At 69.8% G+C, this 12,705-nt stretch carries 8 protein-coding genes and 3 pseudogenes; 6 read left to right on the forward strand and 5 right to left on the reverse strand.

Annotated elements, in window-relative coordinates; all coding sequences use genetic code 11:
- Nucleotides 1-320: 320 nt before the first annotated feature.
- Nucleotides 321-1,160 (forward strand): annotated as a pseudogene (locus ACGFMM_RS24830) (transposase family protein).
- 128 nt (nucleotides 1,161-1,288) lie between these two features.
- Here the strand turns inward: ACGFMM_RS24830 and ACGFMM_RS24835 are convergent.
- The 3 genes from ACGFMM_RS24835 to ACGFMM_RS24845 all read right to left on the reverse strand — a co-directional run bounded on the left by ACGFMM_RS24835 (nucleotide 1,289) and on the right by ACGFMM_RS24845 (nucleotide 5,322).
- Entirely contained in the window at nucleotides 1,289-2,221 is a 933-nt protein-coding gene (locus ACGFMM_RS24835) for a GNAT family N-acetyltransferase (RefSeq protein WP_393648624.1), read from the reverse strand.
- Nucleotides 2,222-2,932: 711 nt separating this feature from the next.
- Nucleotides 2,933-3,571, reverse strand: coding sequence for an HAD family hydrolase (locus ACGFMM_RS24840; protein ID WP_393648625.1), 639 nt, complete (start codon nucleotides 3,569-3,571; stop codon nucleotides 2,933-2,935).
- Between the two features lie 569 nt (nucleotides 3,572-4,140).
- Nucleotides 4,141-5,322: a low temperature requirement protein A gene (locus tag ACGFMM_RS24845; RefSeq protein WP_393648626.1), complete on the reverse strand. Its 1,182-nt coding sequence runs from the start codon at nucleotides 5,320-5,322 to the stop codon at nucleotides 4,141-4,143.
- Nucleotides 5,323-5,476: 154 nt separating this feature from the next.
- Between ACGFMM_RS24845 and puuE the strand changes: the two genes are divergently transcribed.
- The 5 genes and pseudogenes from puuE (at nucleotide 5,477) to ACGFMM_RS24870 (ending at nucleotide 10,561) form a co-directional block, all read left to right on the forward strand.
- Nucleotides 5,477-6,379 (forward strand): allantoinase PuuE, encoded by a 903-nt coding sequence (gene puuE, locus ACGFMM_RS24850; protein ID WP_393648627.1) that lies wholly within the window; start codon nucleotides 5,477-5,479, stop codon nucleotides 6,377-6,379.
- Between the two features lie 361 nt (nucleotides 6,380-6,740).
- On the forward strand, nucleotides 6,741-7,325 hold the full coding sequence (locus ACGFMM_RS24855) for a DinB family protein (protein WP_393648628.1): 585 nt from the start codon (nucleotides 6,741-6,743) through the stop codon (nucleotides 7,323-7,325).
- Nucleotides 7,326-7,527: 202 nt separating this feature from the next.
- Nucleotides 7,528-7,791: pseudogene (locus ACGFMM_RS24860) on the forward strand (transposase); the annotation flags it as partial.
- 210 nt (nucleotides 7,792-8,001) lie between these two features.
- A pseudogene (locus tag ACGFMM_RS24865) lies at nucleotides 8,002-8,210 on the forward strand (LexA family protein); the annotation flags it as partial.
- A gap of 512 nt (nucleotides 8,211-8,722) precedes the next feature.
- Nucleotides 8,723-10,561, forward strand: a complete 1,839-nt coding sequence (locus ACGFMM_RS24870) for a VWA domain-containing protein (RefSeq protein WP_393648629.1) — start codon at nucleotides 8,723-8,725, stop codon at nucleotides 10,559-10,561.
- A 382-nt stretch (nucleotides 10,562-10,943) separates the two neighbouring features.
- On the opposite strand, the gene ACGFMM_RS24875 is transcribed toward ACGFMM_RS24870, so the two are convergent.
- A complete protein-coding gene (locus ACGFMM_RS24875; RefSeq protein WP_393648630.1) occupies nucleotides 10,944-12,008 on the reverse strand; it encodes a ferritin-like protein in 1,065 nt (354 codons plus the stop codon).
- Between the two features lie 153 nt (nucleotides 12,009-12,161).
- The gene (locus ACGFMM_RS24880) at nucleotides 12,162-12,521 is read right to left on the reverse strand and encodes a hypothetical protein (protein WP_393648631.1); all 360 of its coding nucleotides are present in this window, start codon (nucleotides 12,519-12,521) and stop codon (nucleotides 12,162-12,164) included.
- Between the last annotated feature and the right edge of the window lie 184 nt (nucleotides 12,522-12,705).

Below are 12,705 nucleotides of genomic sequence, written 5' to 3' on the forward strand. Positions count from 1 at the left end.
ACTTCGCACTGTTCGACCGCTCCCGGAGCAAAGCCCCGGCTCGTGCCTGAGGAGTGAGCCAACGGCGTGTGCTCGGGTGCTCGGGTGCTCGTGCTGGTCGCGGGCGGCAGTCTGCCGTGTAGATCGTCGGGCAGCAGCTGGACCAGGTTCGGGCCGAGCGGGACGAACTCGCCGTCGCAGAGCGGGTCCTGGCACGGATGAGCGGGCAGATCGCTGCGGAGCGAGCCGCCGCCGCGCCGGCGTCCGCGCAGGTGGCGGGGCGTGCGGTGCTGCTGGTCCCGTACCGCGGGGACGGCATCGACGAGACCGCGCTTCCCGGTGTGAAGAAAAGCAACAGTCTCGTCGGAGGCCCCGACGGTCTTGGCTACACCGCCCGCCTGCCTCTGTCGAGCGCCACCTTGAACTGGCTCGCCGACCTGGTACGCGGCCACTGCAAGAAGATCGGATCGCGGTGGCGGGCACTGCCCGCAGGGAAGATCGCCGCCATCGTGCTGGCCGTGCTGCGCTGTGACCAGCGTGCCGGCGACCTGGCCAGCGGGAACGGGGTGCATCGCACCACCGTGACCCGGTGGGTGCGGGAAGTCGCCGGCCTGCCGGCCGCCCGCGCCCCGCGCCTGGACCGCGCGCTCAAGAAGATCGCCCGATCGGGTGGTGGAGTCGTACTGCTGGACGGCTCCCTGATCCGCACCCGCCGCCGCACCGGGACCGAGAACCGGAAGTACTACTCCGACAAGCACAAGTGCCACGGCCTGCTCGTGATCGCGCTCACCGACGACAAGGGCCGCCTGGTCTGGGTGAGCGCGGTGAGGCCCGGACGCACCTCGGAGATCACCGCCTGCCGCCACGACGGACTGACCGCCCACCTGCGCGCGGCGGGCCTCGGCGCGATCGCCGACCTGGGCTTCGTCGGCCTCGAGGACAGCGGCCCGGACGCCGATCCGGCGGTGATCACCGGCTACAAGGCCGCCCGCAACGACTCCTGACCAGGAGCCAGAAGCTGTCCAACAAGGCGCTGGCCGCGGTTGGGGCACCGGTCGAGCACGGCTTCGCGCGCCTGAAGAACTGGCGCGTCCTCGGCAAGGTCCGCACCGACCCGAACTTGGGCGACCGCGCTGGTGCGGGCCCTGCTGGTCCTGACGAACCGGGAAGTCGCCCGCTGACGGACGATCTCCACCGAAGTCACCAGCCCGTCACCAGCATGAGTACCCGGGAGCCGACGCACACCAGGCCCGTGACCTGTTACTTCACGATGCGCACCATTGGCACTGGTGGCCATGTTCGACCTGCCTTACGCAGGGCGGGAGCCGGGTTCAGGCTGGGTCCTGCGCCACTGGTCGGCCGCGCCGAGAAGGGTCATGCCGGCGGAGGTGTAGGCCTGCATGGCACCGGTGTTGTGGGTGTCCACGTCGACGCCGACCATGTGGTGGCCGCGGGCGTGGAGGAGGCTGAAGGCGGTGGTGAGGAGTTGGGCGCCGAGGCCGTGGCGGCGGTGGACAGGGTGGACGCCGAACCAGGCGATCCAGGCGCGGTCGACGGGGTCACGGGCGATGAGGGCGCCGGCGGGGACGCTGTCGAGTTCGGCGAGGAGCCACAGGTCGGGGTTGTAGCCCTCGCGTCGGCGCTGGGCGTGGTGGAAGTCCTCGAAGTCTGGGTGGGGGTGCTCCGGGTCGCCGGTGAAGGCCTCGTTCAGCACGGAGTGGACGGTGCGGAGGTCGGTCTCATTCCGGGCCGCTCTCACCGTGGGCGCCGTGGATGCCGGGTGTTCGGGGAGGCCGAGGGAGTCCAGGGCGACGGTGAGACGGCTGCTGCTGTGGACGACGGTCCAGCCGCGGCTGAGGAGTTGGTCGTGGGACTGGCAGCCCGGGAACTGATAGAGCGTCACTGATATGTCGTGGGTGGGGAGATCATGGGCGGCCCAGGCGTCGAGACGGTCCAGGAGCGCGGCGGTGACGGCAGGCGCGTCCGGGCACGGGGCTACGACCAGCTGGGCGCGCAGCTCGCCCGGCTGGGGCGCGGGGTGGAGGGCGGCGAAGCCGAGGAGACTGCCGTCGGGGGCCGACGCGGCCCACGTGCGGGTGGCCAGGTCGAGGCCGGGAACGGCCAGCATGCTGCGTACCTCCGCCGGCCCGCTCTCGCGGCGGCCGACCGTCGCCTCCTCGTCCCGGCCGAGCAACTCGGTGAGGGCGTCGACGTCCGCGGGGGATACGGCTCTCCAGTCCATCCTCGCAATGTCGCAGGAAGAGGCGATGGGGGCCAGCGGATTTAGTCGGTGCCGCGGCAGTAGGCGACGAGGAGGCAGGTCGGCCGGTCCGCGGTGGGATGCCGCGGACCGGTCGGCCCCTTGTGCTACCAGGTCACCGGCCTGTGATCAGGTCAGTTGGCGTTGCGATAGAAGCGGGCGTTGCCGTTGGCGGTGCGCGCGGTGTAGACGACCGGTCGGCCTGGGTAGCGACGGTGCCCGCGAGCACGGCGAGGCCGCCGCCCACGCCTGCTCGTCCTCACAAACCGGGAAGTCGCCCGCTGACCGACGATCTCCACCGAAGTTACCCCCCCCCGTCACCAGCATGAGTACCCCGGAGCCGACGCACACCAGGCCCGTGACCTGCTACTTCACGATGCACACCACTCAATGCGGCCATGAGCTACGACTAGGCTGTTTGGGAAGGCGTCCGTCCCACCGACGATGCGACGGCAACAACAACCTTCAAGGATCTCTACCGCAAGCACATGAGGCACCTCGATCCACGGTTGGGGGATGCTCACAAGTGACAGCACTACGGTTCCTGCAGGCAGCATTGGACGCTCCTCGTGAAAGGTGCTGGTCATGCTGCGGATGCCGTAGGTCGAGCTGTATGCGGCGATCCGGCGAGATCACCGTGCTGGTATGTCATGCGAGCCCTGGAGCGCGCTGGAGGCCGGGGCCGGGCCGACGTCATCCGAGAGGGACCCGCCCTGCGGCCAGGGGCCCGGCATCCAGATGAGCTGCGATGCGCGTGACGGTCCGGGCGTTGTCCTCGAACAGATGCGCCTGCATGCCCGCCGCCTGGGCGGCCTCAATGTTGACTGCGACGTCATCGATGAACAGGCAGTTCGCCGGCCGCACGTCCAAGCTGGCGCACGCTGCCTCGAAGGCACGCAGGTCGGGCTTCTCGATGCCGATCTCGTGCGAGTAGACGATCTGCTCCACCAACTCGTCGAAGTGATAGAGCGACGTCTCCCGTTCCCGGGCACCGACGAAGCTGTTGCTCAGGATGCCCAGCCTGCAGCTTCCGCGCAGCCCTCGCACATAGTCGATCAACTCCTCGTTCGGCGTCCCCAGATACTCCGCCCAGAGATCAGCCATGAAGGCTTCAACCTGAGGGGTGGCGAGGCTCAAACGGGTCGCCACCTGCTCGAGCACCTCGCGCTCGCTGATACTCCCGACACTCCCAGCCCGCCACACGTCGCGCATCCGCTCATGGACAGTGCCCGGTGGCAGCTCCAAACGCTCCTCCCACCGTTGCACCCATCCCGTTTCCGGCGTGATCTCCAGCACGCCCCCGATGTCGAGAATGACGCATGTCGCGGTCACCCGAACTCCCCCTCTTCGTTCTGGCCCGACTAGCGAGCACAGATCGCCCGCTCATGTGATCGGCAGGGACACTGTCGTCCCTCCCCCTGGGGGAAGGTCAAGTGATCTTCGACGCCTGTGACGGCCCTGTCGCATCCTGCCGACCCAACTCGCCTCAATCAGCAGGCGCCTTGGAAACTCGTGACGATTGGCGAAGCCATCGACCGGACGCTGCTGTCCCAACTCGTCAGAAAGCGCTGGCGCGTACGGAACCTCCTACCAGCGCGCCTTCGCCGAAGCGCTTCGCGGCCGGCCGGTCGCTGCCGGGCTGCCGACAGTGCACTGCTCGGCTTCACGGACGCCGTCCTCCGGGAACGGGCCGTCGCCGTCTGCGCAGGCGAGCCGTAAGTCCTGTGTTTCACGGTCGCCTGACCGCGACCGAGCCGCGCGGGACGTCCCGTCAAGCGTGAAACGGCACATGCGGATCATGAGAGGCCGGAATCCCCGCTTGCCGGGGGATCGGAAGAGAGTGACGCCGGTCGCTGTACGGGATGGCGACTGGGCGGCCAGCGAGGCTCGCGCGGGGCGGGCTACGTGGTGTCGGCGGCTTGACGGCGGGACCGGGCGACCGTCGCATACAGCAGGTGGGCGATGGCCTCGGCCGCGAGGAGCAGGACCACCAGCCAGGGCGCGAGCACGTCCGTGCCGAGGACGACCAGGAGAGGGATGCCGATCCCGGGCAGTGCCCAGACGGCCACCTCACGCAGGGGCCGGCCGAACCGGAGCGCGATCAGGGCGTGCGCTCCGTGGTAGACGGCCAACCCGCCGGCGAGGGCCCAGACCGCGCCCCGTGCCAGGTGGTCGTGGCCGGACTCCTCCACGGCGGTGGCCAGTCCGGCGGCCATGGAGATGACGGCGGCGGTGACGAAGAAGTGCAGGAAGCCGCCCACGTCACGGGCGAGGAAGTAGGCCTCGCGGGTGCCGGCGGCGCCGATGACGCGCTCGGCCGCCGTCGAGGCGAAGTCGAAGTAGGACCACCACAGCGCGGCCAGCAGAACGAACCCGAGCACAGCTACGACCCCGGCGGCGGCAGTCCAGGTGTGGTCTGTAGAGGTGATGAGTGCCAGCACCGACTCGCCGAGGACGATGATCACGAACAGTCCGACCCGCTCGACCAGGTGTCCGGTGTGGACCCGGCCCGGGATGCCTCTCCCGCGCGCGGTCAGCAGCAGGACCATCTCCGCCAGCAGCAGGACGGCCCACACCCCGTAGCGCCAGGGAGCCGGAACCGCCGCCGAGCCGGCCCAGAGCACCCCGGAGAGCAGACAGTAGGTCAGCGGCCGCCAGCGTGGCAGGGTACGGGGCGCGGGGAAGCGGGTGGCGGGCCACCACAGGGCGAGCAGGACGAGGCGGGTGCCCGCGTAGCCGAGGGCGTACGCGGGGGCCCGGTCCCCGTCGGCCTCGGGCACCGCGGCGGCCATCACGGCGAGGCACAACATCGCGATCAGCATGACGACGCGACGGCGGGCGCTGTCGTCCTGGAAGAGGTTGGCGGAGACCGTGAGGTTCGCCCACATCCACCAGGGTGGGAAGTAGAGGCCGAGGAACACGGCGAACTCGCGCCAGCCGGGATCGCCGTGGAGGCCGTGCGAAAGCTGGGCGACGACGGCGACGAAGACCAGGTCGAAGAAGAGTTCCAGCCATCCGGCGTGCCGGGGCCCCGGCTCCGACGTGGGCGAGGGCAACGGTGCCGGGGTGTGCGGAGTGCTCATCGGGCCATCCGAGAGGGGATTCGACAGCAGCGCGGGCTGACTGCATCAGATCACGAATCCGGCCCTTCGCCCGCGAGGCGCCCGCCGCACAGGTCCCGAGGCGGCGCCGCTGCGCCTCGTCAGGACGGTGGTGGATCGACGGTAGGGTGCCGCCGTGTCCGACCATCAGCGCGACTTCGTCGGTTACGGCGCCGAGCCGCCGCGTGCCGCCTGGCCCGGCGGCGCCCGCGTGGCCGTCAGCCTCGTCCTCAACTACGAGGAGGGCGGCGAGCACAACGTCCTTGACGGTGGCATGTCCTCAGAGGGCTTTCTGCATGAGGTCGTCGGCGCGCCGCCGGTGGCCGGCGGACGTGATCTGAACGTTGAGTCGATGTTCGCCTACGGTGCGCGGGCGGGGTTCTGGCGCATTCATCGCACGCTCGTGGCGCACGGTGTGCCGCTGACCGTCCACGCGGTGGGGCAGGCTCTTGAGCGCAACCCGGATGCGGCGCGCGCGATGGGCGCCGCCGGTTGGGAGGTGGCCGGCCACGGCTGGCGCTGGATCGACTACCGCGCCGTGCCCGAGGACGTCGAGCGCGGCGATGTCGCACGCACAGCAGCGACGATCGAGCGGCTCGTCGGACGCCGGCCCGTGGGTTGGTACACCGGCCGGACAAGCCACGCCACACGGCGCATCGTCGTCGAGGAAGGCGGTTTCCTCTACGACTCCGACGACTACTCGGACGATCTGCCGTTCTACGTCGAGGCGGCCGGCCGGCCGCACCTAGTGGTGCCGTACAGTCTGGACGCGAACGACTTCAAGTTCTTGCTCGTCCACGGGTTCACGACCGCGGACGACATGCTCGCGTATCTGATCGACACGTTCGACGCCCTGCACGCCGAGGGCGCCGAACGCCCCCGCATGATGAGCGTCGGCCTGCACTGCCGGATCATCGGCAGGCCCGGCCGCATTCGCGCGCTCGACGGCTTCTTGCAGCACGTCGCGCAGCGTGGCGGGGCGTGGGTCGCCACGCGCGAACAGATCGCCCGGCACTGGCTGGCCACGCACCCGCGGTGACCCCCGGGGGACCGGCGCGGCGCACATTGGGGCGGCCCAGCCCGCCCAGCGTTGGTCACCGCGGAAGTCGGCAACCACGACAGGCGGATGTGGTTCCTGGATCGCTTCTTCCACCTGGGGTACCCCCAGGGCGGAATCGGAGTGGACGCCTGGCTCGGCTGGCACAAATCCCTGATAGACGAAGCACACGCACAGGGATTCCCGAAGGCCACGAGCTGAGAGGTCGTCTCACGCGGCACGTTTCGCGAGCTTCTTGTAGCAGGTCAGGCGGTGACCATGGCCAGGCCTCGGCTCTGTCATTCGTTGCGGACCACGTACGCGATCTTGAGACCACGAGCAGCCCATGGCAGGCTCGTGCCGCATGATCGATGAATTCGCGAAAGACAACCTGCACGGGAGACTGCGGCGGGACCGCAAGGCGCTGCTCTGGAAACTCGACGGCTTGTCCGAATACGACGCCCGCCGACCTTTGACAGCGACCGGGACCAACCTCCTCGGCCTGGTCAAGCACGTGGCCACCGTCGAGGCCAGGTACTTCGGCGAGGTCTTCGACCGCCCGTCCCCGGAACCGCTGCCCCGGTGGCAGGACCACAACGGCAGCGATCTGTGGGCGACCGAGGACGAGACTCGCGATCAGATCATCGCGTTCTTCCTGCGCACGTGGGAACACTCGGACGCGACGATCAACGAGCTTCCCCTCGACGCCCCCGGCCACGTGCCGTGGTGGCCGGAGCCATATCCGAACACGAACCTGTTCGCCGTCATGGTCCATGTCCTCGGCGAGTCCAACCGGCATGCCGGTCACGCCGACATCCTGCGCGAGGGCCTCGACGGCCGGACCGGGATGCGCCCCGAACACGAGCAGCAGATCGACGAGGAAGCCCGTGCAGCCTACTGCGCGAAGATCGAGCAGGCCGCCAGGTCGGCCGTACCGATCAAGGCTTAGAAGGTGTCTCACGTGACGTGATGTTCGCGCGGATGATGCCGGTCGTGGGTGCCGATCCATCGAAGCGTCCGGTTCCGGATGAGCTCTGGGAGCCGGCAGCCCGTTGCTGCCGTCGTTCGCTGTTCGCACGGTATGGACCGAGGCCGGCCTGTGGCGTCGGCTGCACCGGGCGGGTGCTGGACGAACTCGGGGCCGGGGCGAGGTGGACTGGACCTCGGCGATCGTCGACGCGGCCTCCGTTCACGCCGAAGAGGGGGATCGCCGGCCGGGCCGAACCCGGTCGATCGCGGCGAGGAGGGGGCGCAGCAAGCTGCACGTGCTGTTTGATGCCCAGGGCATCCCGCTCGCCGTCGCCATGTCCGGCGTGAACATGCACGACAGCGTCGGGGAACCACGGCGGCGCCGACCCGTCGAACTCCGCGCGGACAAGGTGTACTTCTCCGCCGAACACCCGGCCTGGCTGCGTGAGCGCGGGCTCGTCGCGCGCATCGCGTGGCCCGACATCGAGTCCGGCGCACGCCTCGGCGGCGCCGCTGGAAGATCGAACGGCCACTCGGGCCCCGCGCCCGCAGCGCCGTCGGCGCGGAACGCCCCTGGTCCAGAGCGCTGGATCCAGGGGGGCGAGCGAGGTCGACCGCTTCGCCTACGCCAAGCACACCTGGTCCTCGGGTGTCGGCGTGCCGTAGCGCATCACCGCATCGAGGCTGCCCTCTGCGACGGAGACATCCTGACCGTCCGGCACCAGGGCGCCGCCGACCACGGCGACATCGTTGCCGCACTCCTGGGCGGCGAGGCCACCTGCCGCACAACGCGGCGGACGAGCCGACCACGGGCGACGACGCAGCCATCCTCGGCAAGGTCGTCGCCGTTCTGCGCACTCTCTGAGGACTACGACGAGCGGTCCGCCCGGTCGACGTGCGAAGGACTCCCGGACGGACTCGTTCACCACGCTGCCCTGCCGGCGGCCGAATCAACGTGAACGCGGCCGCGGTCTGGGCCGAACGGGGCAGCCCGATCGCTGTGACGCGAGCGGCGCCTGAATTGTGGCCCTCCCCTTCCAGTTGCTGTGGCGGTGCCCGCGTCCCGGTTCCGCTGTAGGGAGGCAGCCCGATCGGGGTTGCGATCGAAACGGCTCTCCCGTCGCGCTCTGCCTCGCTGCACCCAAGACAACAGAGTTGCGGTCGTCGGAAATGCCGGGAACCATTCGCATATGCACATCGTCCAATGAATCGGGTTCGGGTAACACGCACAAACCCATTGATCAGCAGAGCCGCTCAGACCGCCTTGACCCTCACGTCCCACCGTCCCCGAGCGCCCCTGGCCGTCAGGTGCCGCAGGGGACGGAACACAACCTCCTGGAGATCACGTTCATGTTTCCGAGACCACGCCGTCGACGCGTGCTCGCCGCTGTGTCCGTACTGATGCTCGGCGTGCTCCTGTCGCCGGCGGCGTCCGCGAGCGCCGCCCCCGCAGCGCCCGAGGCCCCGGAGTCCGCCCGGATCGACCTGGTTCTCGACCTGTCCGGGTCGATGAAGGCGAACGACGCCGGCGGCCAGACCCGTCTCGCCGCCGCCAAGCAGGCGGTCACCCGGATCATCGACACCGCCCCCGAGCAAGCTCAGTTGGGACTGCGCGTCTACGGCGCCACGTATCCCGGACAGGACAAGATGAAGGGCTGCACCGACACGCAGCAGGTCCTGCCGGTCGCGCCGATGGACCGGGCAGCGCGGGCCGACGCCAAGAAGCAGGTCGCGGCCTTCAAGGCGGTCGGGTTCACGCCGATCGGCGTCTCGCTCCGCGAAGCCGCCAAGGACCTCGGCACGAGCGGCAAGCGCCGCATCATCCTGATCTCGGACGGCGAGGACACCTGCGCGCCGCCGCCCCCGTGCGAGGTGGCCCGCGAACTTAAGGCGCAGGGCGTCGACCTCGCCGTGGACGTGGTCAGCTTCAAGACGCCCTCCCCGGCACGTGCGCAGCTGAAGTGCATCGCCGACGTGACCGACGGCTCGTACGCGGACGCCGACGACGCCGACTCGCTGACGGCCAATCTGGGCGCCCTGTTCCGCAAGGCGTGGCGGACCTACCACGCCACCGGAAAGCCGGTCGCGGGCTCCCTCGACGGCTGCCAGAACGCTCCGCTGGTCACCCCCGGCCAGTACCTGGACAAGTTCACCGGTGGGCGCGACCTCTACTACAAGGTCAAGAAGCGCCCCGACCAGCTGCTCCAGGTGAGCGCCACGGCAGTCGCCGAGGAAGGGTACGAGCGCGGTTCCCTCATCACCGTCGCGGCCGGCCCTGCGGGCGACGGCGAACCCCGCGCGTGGCTGAGGGAGTTCACTCAGTCGATGGGGTGGGCGAACATCATCACCGCCGGAGGCCGCAGCAAGCCCGGAGAGGGCAACGAGAAGCCCGCGCCGGACGACATCGGCTGCATCATGGTCGAGAACGACGTGACCGACTCCGGCGACAAACCGATGCCCGTCGAGCTGCTCGTCGGCATCGCCGACAAGACGACCCAGGCCGCCGGCGCGCGGACTCCGAAGCCCCGCACCGGAACCGACGCCGAGGGCGGTTTCTCCTTCAACAGCGCCACCCCGATCGGACCGGGCACCCACCGCCAGTCCATCGCCGTCGGCGAGGCCCCCTTCTGGCGGGTGGAGCTGAAGCCCGGCCAGAAGCTGACGGTCAAGGCAGGCGTGGACATCCCGGCCGACTTCCCCAAGTCCGCCACCACCGGATGGAGCGTCGACCTCTACAACGCCCAGCGTGAGTCGACACAGTGCAACGACGACCATGACTCCACCGAGCTCTTCGCGGGCCGGACGGGGCGCATCGAGCGGGCCTGCGGGCCCTGGGAGATCACCGAGCAGGACAGCGGGAAGAGCCCCGACTCCAAGGGCTACGACGTGCCCGGCACGTACTACATCCAGGCGCAGGTCGCCGAGCCGGACGACGAGGCGAAGGGCATCGTCGTACCGATCTCGCTGACCGTGGACATCTCCGGCACACCGCGCGACGGAAAGGGCCCGGTGTTCTCCTTCGGCGACGAGGCGGCCCAGGGCCCCTCGCAGTCCGGTGCGAACGGGAACGGCGACCAGGGCGGGACCAGCGGCACAACGGCTGCGGCGGAGGACGACGACTCGCCCATGGGTATAGTCGCGCTGCCGGCCGGTATCGGTGCCGGGGTCCTTGTCCTCGGCGGCGTCACCTTCCACGCCCTCAGGCGCCGAGCCTGACAACGGCGCTCGTTCCCCGCGGTGCTGGGGAGGTACCGCGCGTCGGCTACCGCCGCTCCTGCATGCTGGCTGGCGCGTAGGCAGAGACTACGTTCTCCATGGCGCGGGAGTGAGTCGGTGCAGCCTGGAGCGAGCACGGCGGCGATGAGCGGCTTCGTCACGCACGCTGCGGATTCTGAAGTCGCTCAGACCGCTCGCCTGTTCCACCGCCGACCTGCTCGCCTCCGGCGGCGGGTGCAGGGCCACCCGGAAGCTCCCGGTTCCTGGCCCGGGGTGCCTTCCGCAGGCAGATCCGGCGGGACCTCGAAGGGCCGTTCACCCGAGCCCGAGCCCTGCTCGCTCATGGCACTCGTTCCTCACCGGGCCAGCCTGCCGGCCGGTTCTAGTCGTCGATGTACCGGAACTCCGGTCCGTAGGTCTTGCCGTGGCCGCCCGGGACTTCGCGGAGCATCAGGGCCCGAGCCGGTCCCTTGAGATCGAGCATCGTGGAAACGGCTTCGTCGAGGAGGCCGGTCGCCGTGTCCGGGTCGTTCGCCTGCCAGGCGTCCTCCAGCAGGTCCAGCATCCGGCTGTACGCCCGGTTGCCCTGGTTCAGCAGGTCCTGTGTCTCGGCGTCGGGGGTCGGCTGTCCCGGCGCTCCCCAACCGCCGTCGGGCACCGTGCCCATCGGGCGGGTGCCGGGCATCGCGATGACGTCCCCGGTGAACTCCCACCGGTCCGGGTTCTCGGCGACCTTGACCAGCTTGCGGCCGTGGAAGAGCTCCCGGAAGACGAAGAAGTGGGCCAGCTCGCCGGCCACCCCGGGGTGCGGGTTCTTCGGCGAGGCGGAGGTGCCCTCGCCCTGCTCCTTGATCACCTCGATGGCCGCCTCGACGTCGGCGAGCGAGTTGAGTGCCACGAGGCTGTTTCCTATGCCATGGTGCTGCATGTCCCGTATGAGCTGGTGAGCCCCGGTGATCAGCTCCGCGTGGTCCTGGAACGCCTCCAGGATCGCGGTGTAGAACGCGCCGATGGAGGTGTGCGACCGGGCCTCCGCGATCGGGTCGTCGGGCTCCTCGATCCGCGCGAACAGATCCAGGGACTCCTTCGACAGCCCGCTCAGGAAGACGGTCAGCGACGGACGTACGCCGCCGGGCAGCGGACCGGGGTACTTCGGCACCGTGTGCACGTCGCCGAGGCGGGGGACTCCGCCGATGGTGGTGAGCATGTTCCCGGCGAGGCCGAGGTGGGACATCTCGTCGAAGACGATCCGCTTGAACGCCTTCAACACCTCTCCGCTCTGGGGCTCGATGGACCACATTGCGGACAAGTACGGCGGAAGGGTGGCGAGTTCCAGCATCATCGCCTGCTGAAGCGACTCCTTCAGCCAGTCGGCGCCGCGGCGCTCGGCGGGCTCCTCCATCAGTTCGACGATCCGGTTGCTCCGGTATTCGAGAAGCGACGTCATGGATAGCCCCTTCCGTGTCGCCTTTTGGGCGTCTTGTCATCACGCCGTCATCGGTGGGCCGCCGGAATCATCCGGGCGAGCTGAGCCGACGGCTCCAGGTCCAGCTCGTCCCGGAGGGCAGCCGGTACGCGCGGTAGTGCCGTGCGGCTTTGATCACCTTGCCCTCCGACGGTGTGCCGCCCGGTGTGCGCATCCCCGGAGCGGCTCGATCCGTACGCTCGCAAGCGCCGCCTCCAGGGCCGGAGCCGGGCTGCCCTGCCGGGTCAGCCGGTCAGCCAGGGCGTCCAGCGCGTGCAGCTGCTCACGCTCGAGAAGTGCCCACGCCTCGTACCAGCCGGGCAGCAGCTCACCGCCGTCCAGCAGGGCGGCGAGGCCGCTGCGACTGACGTGCCCACGCAGCCCCACGAAGGCGAGGAGCCGCTGCGGGTTGCCGCACAGATCGACCGGCCCGGCGGTGGACTCCGGACGGAACTGGCCGAGCAGCCGCAGCTGAGAAAGAGTGACCGTCGACATCTGCTCTTCTCCCAGGGTGCGTTGGCGGGCACGACCGAGCCGAGCAGGCGTCTTCCACCGTACGACAGGACACCGGTGGCGGCGCGCCGAGCCGGTGCGGCGCCCCGCGCGGACCGCGTTTGCCGGCCCCGGCGCCCAGGGTCAGACTGGGAGTGACTGCAGAAGGAGCGCCCCAGCGCAGTGG

The organism is Streptomyces sp. NPDC048604 (genome assembly GCF_043199435.1).
GTDB lineage: Bacteria > Actinomycetota > Actinomycetes > Streptomycetales > Streptomycetaceae > Streptomyces.

Bases quoted from the DNA above. Each gene is read 5' to 3' on its own strand.
- ACGFMM_RS24835 (WP_393648624.1), bottom strand. From the start codon at position 2,221: ATGGACTGGAGAGCCGTATCCCCCGCGGACGTCGACGCCCTCACCGAG.
- ACGFMM_RS24845 (WP_393648626.1), bottom strand. From the start codon at position 5,322: ATGAGCACTCCGCACACCCCGGCACCGTTGCCCTCGCCCACGTCGGAG.
- ACGFMM_RS24855 (WP_393648628.1), top strand. From the start codon at position 6,741: ATGATCGATGAATTCGCGAAAGACAACCTGCACGGGAGACTGCGGCGG.
- ACGFMM_RS24875 (WP_393648630.1), bottom strand. From the start codon at position 12,008: ATGACGTCGCTTCTCGAATACCGGAGCAACCGGATCGTCGAACTGATG.
- ACGFMM_RS24880 (WP_393648631.1), bottom strand. From the start codon at position 12,521: ATGTCGACGGTCACTCTTTCTCAGCTGCGGCTGCTCGGCCAGTTCCGT.